The following is a 14,618-nucleotide window of genomic DNA, read 5'->3' as shown; positions in this document are numbered from 1 at the left end:
CGGTCGGGGAGTAGCTCAGCCAGGTAGAGCACTGTCTTCGGGAGGCAGGGGCCGGAGGTTCGAATCCTCTCTCCCCGACCAGTTTTTCGGCCTTTAGAGCCCGTCCGTGGGACGGGCGGCCGAAAAACTCCCCGAGCGAAAGCGAGGGTCACACAGCGCAGAGGCAAAGAGCGTTCATCGCGACGGCGATTGGCCGCCCGGTGCGACGATCTCATCGATTGACTATACTGTATTGCTGTAATAATACAGCAATCCTAATTGATAGGAGCGCGGCCAATGGAGATCGCCGAACAGTCGAATGCCGATGCGGTCGCGAAATGGGTCGGCTGGTCGCTGCTTGCGACGATCATTGTCGGCGTGCTTGCCGCTGTCTTCGTGGTCTCCGACATCGATATCAACCTGTCGGCCGATGTCGCGGCGGTGGCGGACAGCATGCTCGAGGCCGAGCAACGGTTGCGGGCCAAAGCCTATATCGCGCTCCTCACATTCGGGCTGGACGTGCTGATCGCGGTTGGCCTGTTCCTGATCCTGCGCAGCGCCGGGCCATTGCTTGCAGGCTGGAGCCTGTTCGTCGGCCTGTCGGCATCGATACTCGTGCTGCTCGGTGCGGTATTCGCGCTCAACGCGGCCGAGCTTGCCGGCGATCGCGCCTATGACGCGATGACCGGCGACACGCGCCTGATGCTTGCGAGCCTGCAGGCGACGTCGGACTATACCTCGTTCCACCTCGGACTGATCCTCGGCTCGCTGGCGAAAGCCGGCTTCTTCTATCTGTTCCTGAAGTCGAGATTGATCCCCGCGATCATCGCCGGCTGGGGCCTGTTCGCATCGCTGTTCGTCGCATTCACGATCGTGACGCGCGATTTCGTGCCTCTGCTCGGGCATGGGACGATCACCGCAGCCTTCATGATCTCGAACCTAATCGCGCTCGTGTCTACCGGCCTCTATCTCGCGATATGGGGCGTGCGTAGCCGCTGAGGCATTGCCCATGACGAGCAGGCTTAGTGCTATCCCCGGTCCCGCCCGTAAATATCGTCGAGATAGCTGAGTTCGCCCGTGTTATCGGGCACCGCCGTGAAATAGGTGATGTGCACCGGTACGGGCTCGGCGAGCTGCACGGTCTGTGTGCGGCCGTCAGCCGCCATCGCTTCGAGTTCGGCCCGCGTCATACCGGCGAGCGTTGCCGCAAAGCCCATTGCGTCCTGGACGCGGATACAGCCATGGCTGAACGCGCGCTCGGTTTCTGCGAACAGATGCCGCGCCGGCGTGTCGTGTAGATAGATGGCATGGCTGTTCGGCATGACGAGCTTCATCCGGCCGAGTGCATTGCCGGGGCCGGGGCGCTGGCGATAGCTGCCGCCGGAGACGACATAGCCGCGCCGCCGCGCTTCGGCCGGGTTGGTGCGCACGAGCCGGCCGATGCTCTCGCGCACGATGCTCTGCGGGATGTACCACCAGGGATTGAGGTTGACCCCTGTCACCTCGGTGCTGAACGACACGGTGGGCGTCCGCGGCCGGCCGACGATAACGGCCCAGCGCTGCACGGGCACGCCATTCTCCCACAGCACGACCTCCTGTGCGGGGACGTTGACCATCAGGTGACGCCGGCCGAGCTGCGCGGGCAGATCGCGCCAGCGATTGAGATTGGTCGCGATGATCGCGCGGCGCGCCATGTTCGTCTCTGCGCCATAGGCGGCTTCGAGCGCTGCGCGGTGCGGATGGATCGGGCCGTTGGATGCCGCGGTGACGACCACGTCTTCCGGGCCCAGCCAGCGCGCATCCGCCGACGTCCAGACCATCGCAAGCAAAAGCAGGAACGCGAAAAGTTTGACCGGCAACGACATCACGAATCCCGATGATAGCGGCAAATGCGGCGCAAATATATATGGTTAAGCGCGCGTAAATTCGGGCGGCGTCTGCCGCTGTTGACGCCCGCCAAAGCGGCTGGAAGGGTGCGCACGTCTTTTCCGGTCGTTCCAAGGATACCTTTCATGTTCAAACATCTGCTTCTCGCCACCGTACTGATCGCCGCGCCTGCATCGGCGGAGATGCGCGAATATCGGGTGCTGTCGGGCGGCAACGATGTCGGGCATCTCAATGTCGATATTGAAGCCGATGCGGTCGTGATCGACTATGATTTCAAGAATAATGGCCGCGGCCCAACGATAGCGGAGACCGTCGCGCTCGATGCGAGCGGGCTGCCGACTGCATGGACGGTCGAGGGATCGACGACATTCGGCAGTCTGGTCGACGAGATGTTCGCCTGGAACGACGGCAATCCCAACTGGCGCGATGCGACGGGCAACGGCGTGGCGGATGCGTCGGCGGCGCAATTCTATATCCCGCAGAGCGGTAGCCCGTGGACGCTGGCACTGCTGGCGCGCGCGCTGCTTGCGGACGAGGATCGCAGCCTCGATGTGTTGCCCGGCGGCACGGCGACGCTGACCGCGCATGCGACGACGACATTCGACGGGCCGGACGGACCGGTCGAGGCAACGACCTATGAGATTGCCGGACTCGATCTCAATCCCAGCTATGTGATGCTCGATAGCGACAATGTCATGTTCGCCGTGGCGAGCCCGCGCTTTGCGATCATCCGCGCCGGATACGAGGCGGCGGATGCGCAGCTGCGCGATTATACCCAGACTCTGTCGACCGAACGCTTCGTGCGCATCCAGGCGGAATCGGCGCGCAACTTCAATGGCCCGGTGCGCGTGCGGAATGCCTATGTATTCAATCCGGACACGATGACGCGCGAGGGGCCGTTCGACGTCGTCTGGCACGGCGAGCGGATAGCCGGCGTCCAACCCAACGGTTCGCCGGTGACGGAGGGGGAAACCGTCATCGATGGGGCCGGCGGCACGCTCGTGCCCGGCATGTACGAGATGCACGGCCATATCTCGCAGAATGTCGCGCTCCTCAATATCGCTGCGGGCGTGACCTCTGTCCGCGATATGGGCAACGAGAATGACGTGCTCGACGGTCTGATCGCGCGGATCGCGGACGGTACGATCGCGGGCCCGCGCATTACGCGCAGCGGCTTTATCGAGGGGCTGAGCGAATTCAGCTCGCAGACCGGCGAGTTGGTCGAAACCGAGGGAGAGGCGCTCGATCAGGTCCGCTGGTATGCGGCGCGCGGTTTCCACCAGATCAAGCTCTACAACTCGATGACGTCCGAATGGGCGCCCCGGCTGGTTGAGGAAGCGCATCGGCTGGGCATGCGCGTCACCGGTCATGTCCCGGCCTTTTCCAATGCCAATGCGATGATTGCGGCCGGGTTCGACGAGCTCACCCATATCAACCAGATCATGCTCGGCTGGGTACTCGAGCCCGACGAGGATACGCGCACCTTGCTCCGCCTGACCGCGCTCGACCGGCTGCCGACGCTCGACCTCGATAGCGCGCCCGTCCAGCATACGATTGGCCTGATGGCGGAGAACAACATCGTTCTCGATCCCACGGTCGCCATTCACGAAGCCCTGCTGCTCAGCCGCAATGGCGAGATTTCGCCGGGCTTCGTCGATGTCTTCGATCATATGCCGATCGGCCAGCAGCGCAGTCTGCGGCAAGCCTGGTCCGATGTGTCGGCGGAAGGCGCGGACGAACGCTATCGCGGCGCCTTCGACCAGATCATGCGGACGATAGCGATGATGCGCGAGCGCGGCATCTTCCTCGTGCCGGGTACCGATATGGGCGGCTCCTTCGCCTATCATCGGGAACTGGAACTGTTCGAGCGTGCCGGATACACGGCCCCTGAAGTCCTGCGCCTCGCGACGCTCGGCATGGCGGAATATCTGGGGCAGGACGAGGATCTGGGCTCGATAGAGGGCGGCAAATATGCCGATTTCTTCCTGGTACCCGGCGATCCGACCACCGACTTAGCTGCGATCAAGTCGATCGCGATGGTCGTCGCCAACGGCACGGTCTATTTCCCGAGCGATATCTATCCGCATTTCGGGATTAGACCATTCGCGGAGGCACCGGCAGTAACGGTTGCGGACTAGCTGACGCGGTTACCGCAGCGAGTCGATCTCGCGGGCCAGTTCGCTGTCGCGATGGGCGAGCATCCGATCCGTGTCGGACAGATAGCGGCTGCGCGACGAGCCGATATAGCTGGAGCGGGTCGAGCGGTCCGCGCGCTTGTTCTTCTCCGCGCGGGTCAGCGCCCAGCCGCAGAGCAGATAGACGGGGATCGTCCAGAAGGTGACGAACAGCGTCAGCGCGATCGCCGCGATGCGGACCCAGAGCCCGTTGACGCCGAGCGTGTTGCCGATGGCGGCGCACACGCCGAGCAGCTTGCGCTCCTGGCTCACGATGACATTTCTTCCCATGCGATAACCCATTGTCCGTCTCCCTTTCCTAATTCGATTTGCCGTTCTTCATCGCTGCCAGCTCGGCATCGACCTTGGCGTTGAGTTTGCGATTGCGGGCGATTTCCTCGCTGTCGTCATATCCGATCATCGCCGCTCCGGCGTGGCCCTCGGCCTCGTCCACCTTGCGCTCGAGCGTGTCGAAGCGGGCAAAGGCGTCCTTGAGCGCGCCGCCATTCAAGAGCTCGCGCATCTTGATGCTGTTCTCGGCTGTTTCGAGCCGCGCGCGGATATTGCCGCGCCGGGCGCAGGCCTCGCTGAGCTTCGCCTGCAGCCTTGCGATATCGGTATGGTTCGCGGTCAGCGTCGTTTCGAGCGCGTCGATCTCTTCGTCGAGTTCATTCGCGCGATCTTCGGCCTTGGCCTTTTCGGCAAGCGCTTGGCGGGCCAAGTCTTCGCGGTCGGCGGCGAGGGCGAATTCGGCCTTTTCGCGCCAGCCCGCAGCGATCTCACGCAACCGGGTCTGGGCGGCCTTCAATTCTTTCTGATCCGCGATCGTGCGGGCGGTCGAGGCGCGGACATGGACCAGCGTCTCTTCCATCTCGCAGATGATCATGCGGATCATCTGTTCCGGCTCGGGGCTGTGATCCAGCATCTCGCCCAGATTGGCGGCGAGTATATCGCGCATCCGAGAGAAGAGCCGGGCGCTCCGGCTGCGGATCTGGGGCCGCTCGTAACTGCCCGAAGCGATGGGCAGCGAGTGGAACCGGTCCGCCACGGGCGCGGTATCAAGATCGAGCCGGGTGGTCATTAGGCCGCAACCTGCTGCGTGTCAGTCTGGGCAACCTGCGTCGGGGCGATCAGTTCGCCGGCCTGAACCGGGCCGATCGTACCGAGAACGCACATCGCCGAAACGGCGGCCGCTGCTACTGCGGCGAAAAACCTGCTTTGGAAGTTCTGGTCGGTGTTCATCTTAGGTCTCCTGAACCTTGGCCTGTGTCTCTGTTCCGGTTTGTGCCGGTAACGCCCCATACTATGCAGGGGGCGTGCCAATTTTCAGGAAACGTGCTTTATCAGTTACTTACTGATATTCGAGGCGGGGATAAAACCGCATGAATCCGAACATGTGGGAAATTTCACCAACCTTAGGCAGTGAGAATTTCAATCGCCGGATTGTTGATCCGCGATCCAGCGGCGCATTTCGCTTTCCAGCGTGCTGAGCGGCACTGAACCGAGCGCGAGGATTGCGTCGTGGAAGGTCCGCCGGTCGAATTCCGCCCCCAATGCTGCCTCCGCATCGGCGCGCAATTCCCGGATCTTCAGCTCACCGAGCTTGTAGGCCAGCGCCTGTCCCGGCCAGCTGATGTAACGGTCGATCTCGGTCTCCACCTCATGGTCGGAGAGCGCGGTGTTGGACGCGAGATAGTCGATCGCCTGTTGGCGCGACCATCCATAGTGATGGAGGCCGGTATCGATCACGAGCCGCGCCGCGCGCCACATCTCATAGGTCATCCGCCCGAAATTCTCATATGGCGTGCGATATACGCCCATCTCGATACCCAGATATTCGGTGTAGAGGCCCCAGCCTTCGCCATAGCCCGAAAAATAGGTGTAGCGCCGGAACTCGGGGCCGGATTCCCGCTCCTCGGCGAGCGCCGCTTGCATCGAATGGCCGGGCGCGCATTCGTGAAGCGTGAGCGCGGGGAGATTGTAGAGCGGCCGGCTCGGCAGGTTGTAGGTGTTCATCAGGCAGCTTTCGAGTCCGCCGCGCCCGGCCGTGTAGAAGGGCGCAATCTCGTCGGGCACTGGCAGGATCGTGAAGCGGCGGCGCGGGAGCAGGCCGATCACATCACCGAGCGTCGCATTCGCGCGCACCGCGACCCAGGCGACGAACATCATCAACTCTTCGGGTGTCTCGGCATAGAATTGCGGATCGGTGCGAAGGAATGCGAGAAACTCGTCGAACGACCCCTCGAAGCCGGTTTCGGCGATTGTCGCCTCCATTTCGGCGCGGATGCGGGCGACCTCGGCAAGGCCGATCTGGTGAATCTCCTCGGCCGTCATGTCGAGAGTCGTATATTCGCGGATCTGCGCGGCGTAATATTCTGCGCCGTTCGGCAGCCTGCTCGCGGCGATCTCGGTGCGCGCGCCCGGATAATAGTCCTCGCGATAGAAGCTAAGCAGATCCGCAAAAGCCGGCGCGACCGCCTCGCGGATCACGTTGCGGGCTTCCGCGCGCAACGCCTCCTGCTCGGCGGCCGGGATGTTCGCCGGCATTTCGGCGAAGCGCGCGAAGAAGGGATTGGCCTCGGGATCGGCCTCGGCATAGGGCGCGATCGCCGCGTCTCGCCCGGCTAGCGTCACCTGCGGCACGGTAAAGCCGCGCACAAGCCCGGCACGCATATTGGCGATATTCTCGCTGAAGTAGCGCGGTACATCGGCAAGCTGGCCGAGGAAGCGGCGGTAATCGTCTGTCGTTGTCAGGCTGCCAGGGCGCGGGTTGAGGCCGGTCCAGAAGGCCGTGTCGCTGTTGAGCGGCATCTCCCATTCGCGGAAGCGCGCGTCAGCGATCGCGATCTCCAAATTGGTACGGAAGACCGAGGCGTTGATGCGTTCGGCATCCGAAAGCGCCTCGACGGGGATCGCGTCCAGCTGCCGCAGCATATCCTCGCGATGCGCGAGGCGCCGCATCTGCGCTTCGGGCGTGACTACAGGCAGTGCATCGCCTTGCGTCAGCTCGCCGTCTTCGTCGCGCGCACGGGCGAATTCCTGCATCTGCCATTCCCAGTCCGTCTCGTAGAGCGCGCGCAGCCGTTCGTCGGCGCTCGCCGGCGCTTCTGCCTGGGCAAGGGCGGGTGCCGTCAATACGGGAAGCGGAAGCGCTGCGCAGGCGAGCGCGATCAGGGACGGACGGATTTTCATGACTTGCGGCACCCTCTGGCTGGAACGGTCGGATGGCATCAATGAGCACGCTGCACGGCCCGTCAAGTTTTCGCGTTGCCGCGGCTTCGCGACACTCGACTCGATTGCGGGCGCACGTTACGCCTCCGTAAACCTCAGACCATAAGAACGGAATGCAGCGATGGGCGAGAAAGCGATCAGGGCGGAAGGCGTAGCCGAAGAGCATCGGATGGACGAAGACAGTCTCGATGCCTGGCTGCGCGAGAATGTCGAGGGATTTCACGGCCTCGCCGCCTACAGCAAATTTTCGGACGGCCAGTCCAACCCGACATATCGGCTGGAAGACGAGGCCGGGCAGACCTTCGTGCTGCGCCGCAAGCCGTTCGGCAAATTGCTGCCGTCGGCGCATCAGGTCGAGCGCGAATATCGGGCGATCGCGGCGCTCTACCCGGTCGGCTATCCGGTCGCCCGGCCATATGCCTTGTGCGAGGACGACAGCGTTATCGGCGCAGCCTTCTACATCATGGACCTCGTCGACGGGCGGGTGCTGTGGGACGGGATGCTGCCCGACATGGAGCCCAAGGAGCGCACCTCCATCTATCGCGCGATGATCGGCACGCTCGCCCGGCTGCACAATCTCGATTACAAGGAAATCGGCCTCGAAAATCACGGCAAGCCCGGCAATTATTTCGAGCGCCAGGTTCATACCTGGACCAAGCTCTACCGGATGGCCGAGACCGAGACGATCCCCGAGGTCGAGAAGCTGATCGAATGGCTGCCGACAACGGTGCCCGAGCAGACGCGGACCAGCGTGATCCATGGCGATTACCGGCTCGACAATATGATCTTCGCGCCCGACCGGCCGGAGGTCGCCGCCGTGCTCGACTGGGAGCTCTCGACGATCGGCGATCCGCTGGCCGATTTCACCTATCTCGCGCAGAACTGGGTCATGCATGGCGAGGGCGGATCGGCGTTGGCCGATCACGATCTCGAGGGCACCGGCATTCCGACGCTCGAGGAAGCGACGGCGCTCTATTGCGAGCTCACCGAGCGGGACACGGTGCCCGATCTCAACTGGTATTTCTCCTACAACCTGTTCCGGCTGACCGGGATTTTGCAGGGGATCAAGAAACGCTGGCTCGACGGCACCGCATCCTCGGCGGAGGCCGAGGAACGCTCCAAGCGCGTACCCGAACTGGCCCAGGCCGCCTGGGGTTTCGCCCGCGCCGCCGGCGCACCGGAATAGGAGGCAAGCTCATGTCGCTCTTCAATCTCGACGGCAAAGTCGCGATCATCACCGGTTCCTCGCGCGGGATCGGCAAGGCTACGGCCGAGGAAATGGCGGCCAATGGCGGCAAAGTCGTCATTTCGAGCCGCAAGAAGGAACCGTGCGACGAAGTCGCCGCAGCGATCAACGCCGAGCATGGCGAGGGCACGGCAATCTCCGTGCCCGCCAATATCTCGTCGAAGGACGATCTGCAGAATCTCGTCGACGAGACACGTGAAAGCTTCGGCCGGATCGATGTCGTCGTCTGCAACGCGGCGAGCAACCCGCATTTCGGGCCGATGGCGACGATCGCGGACGAACAGTTCCGCAAGATCCTCGACAACAATATCCTCTCCAACCACTGGCTGATCCAGATGGTCGCGCCCGAGATGAGGGAGCGCAAGGAAGGCTCGATCATCATCGTCTCGTCGATCGGGGGGCTCAGGGGTTCGGTCGATATCGGCACCTATTGCATCTCCAAGGCCGCCGACATGCAGATGGCACGCAATCTCGCCCATGAATTCGGCGACGACAATGTGCGCGTGAACTGCATCGCACCCGGCCTCATCCGCACCGACATGGCGCGGGCGCTCTGGGAGAATCCGGAAACCGAAAAAGCCGTGACCGCTACGACCCCGCTTCACCGGATCGGCGAACCGCACGAAATTGCGGGCGCCGCCGTCTATCTCGCGTCTCCCGCCTCCACTTACATGACCGGCCAGGTGCTGGTCGTGGATGGCGGGCGCACGATATGAGGAGTTAACATTGCCCTCCCCTTGATGGGGGAGGGTCGGGTGGGGGTGATCTATCGGTTGAGAACTCACCCCACCCCTAGCCCCTCCCCATCAAGGGGAGGAGAAAGAGATTGGAAGGAAAACATATGAGCCGCTTCGAAGGGAAATCGATCATCGTGACGGGCGCTGGGTCCGGCATCGGCCGGGCGACCGCCAAGCGTTTTGCGGCCGAGGGCGGTAAGGTCGTCTGCGCCGACAAGATGCCGACCGTGCACGAGACGGTTGAGGAGATCAGCGCCGAGGGCGGCACCGCTATTGGCGTTGAGATGGATGCGGGCAGCGAAAGCGATGTGCAGGCGCTCGTCGAACGCGCGGTCAGCGAATATGGCGGGCTGGACGTGCTCTTCGCCAACGCCGGGATCACCGGCGGGCTGCAGGGCGGGCTGTTCGACAGCGATGCCGAAAGTTGGGCCGAAGTACTGCGCGTCAACCTGATCGGGCCGTTCCTCGCGATCAAATATGGCGCGCCGGAGATCGAGAAGCGTGGCGGCGGCGCGATCATCTGCACGGCGTCGGTCGCCGGCATCCGCTCGGGCGCGGGGCCGAGCAGCTATTCGGCCTCCAAGGCTGGCGTCATCAATCTCGTGAAGACGGCCGCGCAACAGATGACGGGCAGCAATGTTCGCATCAACGCTGTTTGCCCTGGGATCATCGAGACGGGCATGACCAAGCCGGTCTACGACTATGCGCGCGAAAAGGGCGTCGAAGGCAAGATCGGCCAGCTCAATCCGCTGAAACGCGGCGGGCAGCCGGAGGAACTGGCGGGTGCCGTCACCTTCCTCGCGTCGGATGACGCCAGCTATGTGAACGGGCAGGCGCTCGCGGTCGATGGCGGGCTGTCTTCGTCGCACCCGGTCACCCGGCAGATGCCGAAACAGGCGGCGGTCTGATGGCGGATTTCTTCGAGGGCAAGGTCGCGATCGTCACGGGCGGCAGCCAGGGTATCGGCGCGGCGACGGTCCGTGCGCTGGCGGCGCGCGGCGCGAAGGTCGTGATCAACTACGTATCGAGCGCGGATCTCGCCGAAGCGTTGCAGGACGAGATCGGCGAGCATGCAATCGCCGTTCAGGCTGATCTGGGCGCGGGCGAAGCGGAGAAGCTCGCCAAGGCCGCACTCGATAAATGGGGCCGCATCGATGGCCTCGTAAACAATGCGGGCAAGACCGCCTTCGCCAATCACGAGGATCTCGATGCGCTGAGCGCCGAGGATTTTCTCGATATCTACCGGCTTAACGTGGTCGGCGCGTACGAGATGATCCGCGCGGTCGCACCGACGATGCAGGAACAGGGCAGCGGCGCCATCGTCAACATCACCTCGGTCGCCGCGCATTACGGGATCGGCTCGTCGGTCGCCTATGCGGCCTCGAAAGGCGCGTTGCTGACGATGACCTATTCGCTGGCCCGTGCGCTTGCCCCCGAAATCCGCGTCAATGCGATAAGCCCCGGCTATGTCGGCACGGGCTGGTTCACCAACCGGCTGGGCGAGGAGGCGAAACTCGCCATCGACAAGCATTTCGAGGAAACGACGCCGCTCCGGCGCGCGGGCACGGCGGAGGATATCGCCGACATGATCGTGCCGCTGCTCGACGAAGCTTCGCGGCACATGACGGGCCAGGCCATCGTTGTCGATGCGGGCTCGCACCTCGATGTCGGGAGCTCCCGGCGCAAGGGTAAGGAGTTGTAATCAATGCAATATCGCCAGCTCGGATCGAGCGATCTCAAAGTCTCGGAAATTTCGCTCGGCACATGGCTGACCACCGGCGTGGGCATCGAGAAGGAGACCGCAATCGCGTGCATCGATCGCGCCCTCGATCTCGGGATCAACTTCATCGATACAGCCAACGCCTATGGCCGCGGCGCTTCGGAAAGCGTGATCGGCGAGGCGCTGAAGGACCGGCCGCGCGACAGCTATGTGCTGGCGACCAAGGTTTATTTCCCGATGTCGAGCGAGGACCGCGGTCTGTCGCGCGAACAGATACTCAAACAGATCGATGCCTCGCTGGAACGGTTGCAGACCGACTATGTCGATCTCTACCAATGTCATCGTTACGACGCGGATACGCCGCTCGAAGAAACGATGACCGCGCTGACCGATATCGTGAAGGCGGGCAAGGTCCGCTATATCGGCTTTTCGGAATGGGAGCCCGATCAGATCCGCGCGGCCCTCGACATGGTGCCCGAGGTCGAGAAGTTCGTTTCCAGCCAGCCGCAATATTCGCTGCTCTGGCGGCGGCCCGAAAAGGCCGTGATTCCGCTGTGCAAGGAGAACGGCATCTCGCAGATCGTCTGGTCACCGCTGGGTCAGGGCGTGCTGACCGGCAAATATGATGCGGACAGCCCGCCGCCCGAAGACAGCCGCGCGGCGAGCGACGATATGGGCGGCTTCATGGAACGGCTGATGAAACCCGAAGTGATCCGGGGCGTCGACGAGATCAAGCCGCTGGCCGCAGAAGCGGGCTGTACTATGGCGCAGTTCGCGCTGACCTGGGTATTGCGCGAACCCAATGTCGCATCGGCGATCGTCGGCGCGAGCCGCCCGGACCAGCTGGACGACAATGCGGCCGCGAGCGGGCTGGAGATCGATCCCGCGCTGTTCGAGAAGGCCGAAACCATCGTCGCCGCCATCCCGCGCGATTGACCACAGGAATTGAAATGAATTTGCAGCAGATTCTGGCGAGCTTTGCGCCTGCCGCGGACGGCCATACAGTCGCCATTCCATCGACCTGGATGCAGGGGCGCACGGCCTATGGTGGGCTGAGCGCGGCGCTCGGCCTCCATGCGGCGCAGCAGTCGGAAGACGATCTGCCGCCGCTCCGCTCGGCGCAAATCTCTTTTATCGGCCCGCTTGCCGGCGAGGTGACGATCACGACCAAGCTGTTGCGGCGCGGGCGGACGGCAGCCTTTATCCAGTCCGATATCCATTCGGAGAAAGGTCTGGGCCTGCGCGCGATTTACGTCTTCATGCAGGCGCTCGATTCCGAGGTCGATTACGCGCATCACGATGCACCCGATATCGGCCCGCCGCCACCGAACGACGAACTGCGCTCCGGCCCGCCCGAATTTTTCACCTATAATTTCGAGTATCGCGAAAGCCGCCATCCGGACGCCGAAGGCAAGCCGCGCTTCACCCGCTGGATGCGGCTCCGGGAGCGCGAGGGGCTCGATCCGATGATCGAGCTGATGGCGATGGGCGATGCGCTGCCGCCCGCCGCCGTGGCGCTGCAATCGCGCGGCGCGCCGGTCAGTTCGATCACATGGTTTGCCAATGTGCTCGAACCCAAGCCGGTGACCGAAAATGGCTGGTGGATCGTGCAGACCGACAGCGACATGGCGCGGCACGGCAACAGCAGCCAGTATAACGGCCTATGGGCGAGTGACGGCACGCCCGTGCTAGCAGGCATGCAAAGCGTCGCGCTTTTCAGCTGACGGTCGCGCCGGCGCGGCGCGAAACGGCTATTCCGCCGCTTCGGCCTCCGCGAAGAACAGCTTGTGGAGATCGCGTTTCATGATCTTCCCGTTCGCGTTGCGCGGCAGGGTATCTTCGACGAACACGATTTTCACCGGCGTCTTGAAGATGGCGAGCCGGTCCTTGACCCACTCTTTCAGCTCTTCCTCCGTCGCGCTTTCGCCCGGCGCGAGATGGACCACCGCCGCCGGTTCTTCGCCGAGCGTCTTGTGCGGCAGGCCGATCAGCGCAGCGTCCGTCACCGCCGGATGATCGTAGAGGCAGTTCTCCACTTCCGATGAATAGATATTCTCGCCGCCGCGGATGATCATATCCTTGGCGCGGTCGCAGATATAGCAGAAGCCTTCCTCGTCGACCTTGGCGAGATCGCCGGTGCGGATCCAGCCGTCGACAAAGGTTTCGGCATTGGCTTCGGGCCGGTTCCAGTAACCGCGCACGACCTGCGGCCCGAAGGCCCAGAGCTCACCGATCTCGCCGACCGGCAATTCACGGCTGCCGTCTTCGGACATGATCTTGATGTCCGACACGACGACAGGCGGGCCGCAGCTGTCCGGACGGTTGAGATAATCTTCGGCGGTATGGCCGGTTACCGTGCCCGAGGTCTCCGTCATACCCCAGCCGCTGCCCGGCGAGGCGCCGAACTCGGCCTTGATCTTGCGCACAAGCTCGGGCGCGGCGGGCGCGCCGCCATAGACCATGCTTTCGAGGCTCGAGAGATCATATTGGTCGCGATCCGGATGTTCGAGGATCTGCCAGGCCACGGTCGGCACGCCGCCCGTGACTTTCACCTTTTCTTCCTGGATCAGCTCGAGCGCGCGGGTCGCATCCCATTTGCGCATCATTACCATCTTCGATCCCGTCGCCATCATCCCGAGCATCACGGCGCAACAGCCGGTGACGTGGAACAACGGGATGACGAGCATGTAGACGGTGGGTTCGGCCGACGCGGGCGGCGTCTCGCCGCGCCGCAGCGCACCGCGCGCCGTCGCATAGGCGGTCGACATCAGGTTGGTGATGCCGTTGCGGTGCGTCGCGATCGCGCCCTTGGGTTTGCCGGTCGTGCCGCTCGTATAGAGGATCGTCGCATCGTCGTCCGGACCGAGATCGGCTATCTGGGGCAGGTCCTGTTGCGGCAGATCGCCCCAGCTCGACGAATGGCCAATCAGCGAATCGAGCGTGATGACACCCTCCGGCAGGTCGCCCGAATGCCGGGAGACGATGGTCGTTTCGACGGCCGAGAGGTCGGCAAGATGCGGCTCGATCCGCGCGAAGCGCGCGCCATCGGCGATCAGCATCTTCGCGCCGGAGTCCATGATCCCGAATTCGAGCTCCGGCCCAGTCCACCAGGCGTTGAGCGGCACCATGATCGCGCCGATCGAAAGGCCGGCAAAATAGATGACCGGCCATTCTGGTAGGTTCTGCATGGCAAAGGCGATCCGGTCGCCCTTCTCGATACCGAGTTCCTGGAACTTGCGCGCGAGCGCGGCGGTTGCCTTGAACCAGTCGCCATAGCTGACGCGCTCGTCTTCGAAGACCACGAAAGTCTTGTCGCCATGCGCACCCGCAAGGCGCGCGAGCATCGCATAGGTCGGGGGCGCATTCTTCCAGACCCGCGTCTTGTTGCCGCGGATTTCGATTTCCTCGATCTCGAGCGGAGAGCCGGGCTGCGTCAGCGCCGCATTGGCTTCTTCGAGGGACATATGGGGCCAGTCAGCCGGAATGGGGCTGGTCTCATTTTCGGTCACAGATGATCTCTCCATGTGTAAAGGCCGGTGGATTCGCGAATCCCCGGCTTCTGCCTTTCGTTCTAGCTATGGTGCACGCGGCCTAATCTCAAGGGAAACCGGTCGCTTTCCGTAACGACAGCCTTGCCAGCGATG

General features: G+C 63.3%; 14 protein-coding genes and 1 tRNA gene. 9 read left to right on the top strand and 6 right to left on the bottom strand.

Features of this window, described 5'->3' with window-relative positions:
- The first annotated feature begins 4 nt into the window (after positions 1–4).
- Both ACTS1Z_RS02545 and ACTS1Z_RS02540 read left to right on the top strand, forming a co-directional pair.
- Positions 5–81, top strand: a tRNA-Pro gene (locus tag ACTS1Z_RS02545).
- 195 nt (positions 82–276) lie between these two features.
- On the top strand, positions 277–978 hold the full coding sequence (locus tag ACTS1Z_RS02540; RefSeq protein ID WP_442622867.1) for a DUF4386 domain-containing protein: 702 nt from the start codon (positions 277–279) through the stop codon (positions 976–978).
- Between the two features lie 29 nt (positions 979–1,007).
- On the opposite strand, the gene ACTS1Z_RS02535 is transcribed toward ACTS1Z_RS02540, so the two are convergent.
- On the bottom strand, positions 1,008–1,844 hold the full coding sequence (locus ACTS1Z_RS02535; protein WP_442622866.1) for a L,D-transpeptidase family protein: 837 nt from the start codon (positions 1,842–1,844) through the stop codon (positions 1,008–1,010).
- A 147-nt stretch (positions 1,845–1,991) separates the two neighbouring features.
- Here ACTS1Z_RS02535 and ACTS1Z_RS02530 point away from each other — a divergent pair, with 147 nt between their 5' ends.
- Entirely contained in the window at positions 1,992–4,004 is a 2,013-nt protein-coding gene (locus tag ACTS1Z_RS02530) for an amidohydrolase family protein (protein WP_442622865.1), read from the top strand.
- A 9-nt stretch (positions 4,005–4,013) separates the two neighbouring features.
- Here the strand turns inward: ACTS1Z_RS02530 and ACTS1Z_RS02525 are convergent, their stop codons facing one another.
- The 4 genes from ACTS1Z_RS02525 to ACTS1Z_RS02510 form a co-directional block, all read right to left on the bottom strand.
- Positions 4,014–4,331: a PspC domain-containing protein gene (locus tag ACTS1Z_RS02525; RefSeq protein ID WP_442622864.1), complete on the bottom strand. Its 318-nt coding sequence runs from the start codon at positions 4,329–4,331 to the stop codon at positions 4,014–4,016.
- A 28-nt stretch (positions 4,332–4,359) separates the two neighbouring features.
- Positions 4,360–5,121 (bottom strand): PspA/IM30 family protein, encoded by a 762-nt coding sequence (locus tag ACTS1Z_RS02520; RefSeq protein ID WP_442622863.1) that lies wholly within the window; start codon positions 5,119–5,121, stop codon positions 4,360–4,362.
- A complete protein-coding gene (locus ACTS1Z_RS02515) occupies positions 5,121–5,282 on the bottom strand; it encodes a hypothetical protein (RefSeq protein WP_442622862.1) in 162 nt (53 codons plus the stop codon). The genes ACTS1Z_RS02520 and ACTS1Z_RS02515 overlap by 1 nt, the downstream gene beginning before the upstream one ends.
- 189 nt (positions 5,283–5,471) lie before the next feature.
- Positions 5,472–7,232, bottom strand: coding sequence for a DUF885 domain-containing protein (locus ACTS1Z_RS02510; RefSeq protein ID WP_442622861.1), 1,761 nt, complete (start codon positions 7,230–7,232; stop codon positions 5,472–5,474).
- 160 nt (positions 7,233–7,392) lie between these two features.
- Here ACTS1Z_RS02510 and ACTS1Z_RS02505 point away from each other — a divergent pair, with 160 nt between their 5' ends.
- The 6 genes from ACTS1Z_RS02505 (at position 7,393) to ACTS1Z_RS02480 (ending at position 12,698) form a co-directional block, all read left to right on the top strand.
- Positions 7,393–8,457 (top strand): phosphotransferase family protein, encoded by a 1,065-nt coding sequence (locus tag ACTS1Z_RS02505; RefSeq protein WP_442622860.1) that lies wholly within the window; start codon positions 7,393–7,395, stop codon positions 8,455–8,457.
- A gap of 11 nt (positions 8,458–8,468) precedes the next feature.
- On the top strand, positions 8,469–9,233 hold the full coding sequence (locus ACTS1Z_RS02500; RefSeq protein ID WP_442622859.1) for an SDR family NAD(P)-dependent oxidoreductase: 765 nt from the start codon (positions 8,469–8,471) through the stop codon (positions 9,231–9,233).
- Between the two features lie 125 nt (positions 9,234–9,358).
- On the top strand, positions 9,359–10,162 hold the full coding sequence (locus ACTS1Z_RS02495; protein WP_442622858.1) for an SDR family NAD(P)-dependent oxidoreductase: 804 nt from the start codon (positions 9,359–9,361) through the stop codon (positions 10,160–10,162).
- Positions 10,162–10,956, top strand: coding sequence for an SDR family NAD(P)-dependent oxidoreductase (locus tag ACTS1Z_RS02490; protein ID WP_442622857.1), 795 nt, complete (start codon positions 10,162–10,164; stop codon positions 10,954–10,956). The genes ACTS1Z_RS02495 and ACTS1Z_RS02490 overlap by 1 nt, the downstream gene beginning before the upstream one ends.
- Positions 10,957–10,959: 3 nt before the next feature.
- On the top strand, positions 10,960–11,910 hold the full coding sequence (locus ACTS1Z_RS02485) for an aldo/keto reductase family protein (RefSeq protein ID WP_442622856.1): 951 nt from the start codon (positions 10,960–10,962) through the stop codon (positions 11,908–11,910).
- A gap of 14 nt (positions 11,911–11,924) precedes the next feature.
- On the top strand, positions 11,925–12,698 hold the full coding sequence (locus ACTS1Z_RS02480) for a thioesterase family protein (RefSeq protein WP_442622855.1): 774 nt from the start codon (positions 11,925–11,927) through the stop codon (positions 12,696–12,698).
- A 27-nt stretch (positions 12,699–12,725) separates the two neighbouring features.
- Here ACTS1Z_RS02480 and ACTS1Z_RS02475 read toward each other — a convergent pair whose 3' ends face one another.
- Positions 12,726–14,498 carry a class I adenylate-forming enzyme family protein gene (locus tag ACTS1Z_RS02475; RefSeq protein ID WP_442622854.1) on the bottom strand — a complete coding sequence of 591 codons (1,773 nt, stop codon included), beginning with the start codon at positions 14,496–14,498 and terminating at the stop codon, positions 12,726–12,728.
- Positions 14,499–14,618: the final 120 nt, after the last annotated feature.

Source organism: Parasphingopyxis sp. (assembly GCF_052168295.1).
Taxonomy (GTDB): Bacteria; Pseudomonadota; Alphaproteobacteria; order Sphingomonadales; family Sphingomonadaceae; genus Parasphingopyxis.
The sequence above is the reverse complement of the archived record's forward strand: the minus strand, read 5'-3'. Positions and strand labels throughout refer to the sequence as shown.

Excerpts from the sequence above, each read along its gene's own strand:
- ACTS1Z_RS02540 (WP_442622867.1), top strand. The coding sequence starts at position 277 with ATGGAGATCGCCGAACAGTCGAATGCCGATGCGGTCGCGAAATGGGTC.
- ACTS1Z_RS02535 (WP_442622866.1), bottom strand. The coding sequence starts at position 1,844 with ATGTCGTTGCCGGTCAAACTTTTCGCGTTCCTGCTTTTGCTTGCGATG.
- ACTS1Z_RS02530 (WP_442622865.1), top strand. The coding sequence starts at position 1,992 with ATGTTCAAACATCTGCTTCTCGCCACCGTACTGATCGCCGCGCCTGCA.
- ACTS1Z_RS02525 (WP_442622864.1), bottom strand. The coding sequence starts at position 4,331 with ATGGGAAGAAATGTCATCGTGAGCCAGGAGCGCAAGCTGCTCGGCGTG.
- ACTS1Z_RS02520 (WP_442622863.1), bottom strand. The coding sequence starts at position 5,121 with ATGACCACCCGGCTCGATCTTGATACCGCGCCCGTGGCGGACCGGTTC.
- ACTS1Z_RS02515 (WP_442622862.1), bottom strand. The coding sequence starts at position 5,282 with ATGAACACCGACCAGAACTTCCAAAGCAGGTTTTTCGCCGCAGTAGCA.
- ACTS1Z_RS02510 (WP_442622861.1), bottom strand. The coding sequence starts at position 7,232 with ATGAAAATCCGTCCGTCCCTGATCGCGCTCGCCTGCGCAGCGCTTCCG.
- ACTS1Z_RS02505 (WP_442622860.1), top strand. The coding sequence starts at position 7,393 with ATGGGCGAGAAAGCGATCAGGGCGGAAGGCGTAGCCGAAGAGCATCGG.
- ACTS1Z_RS02500 (WP_442622859.1), top strand. The coding sequence starts at position 8,469 with ATGTCGCTCTTCAATCTCGACGGCAAAGTCGCGATCATCACCGGTTCC.
- ACTS1Z_RS02495 (WP_442622858.1), top strand. The coding sequence starts at position 9,359 with ATGAGCCGCTTCGAAGGGAAATCGATCATCGTGACGGGCGCTGGGTCC.
- ACTS1Z_RS02490 (WP_442622857.1), top strand. The coding sequence starts at position 10,162 with ATGGCGGATTTCTTCGAGGGCAAGGTCGCGATCGTCACGGGCGGCAGC.
- ACTS1Z_RS02485 (WP_442622856.1), top strand. The coding sequence starts at position 10,960 with ATGCAATATCGCCAGCTCGGATCGAGCGATCTCAAAGTCTCGGAAATT.
- ACTS1Z_RS02480 (WP_442622855.1), top strand. The coding sequence starts at position 11,925 with ATGAATTTGCAGCAGATTCTGGCGAGCTTTGCGCCTGCCGCGGACGGC.
- ACTS1Z_RS02475 (WP_442622854.1), bottom strand. The coding sequence starts at position 14,498 with ATGGAGAGATCATCTGTGACCGAAAATGAGACCAGCCCCATTCCGGCT.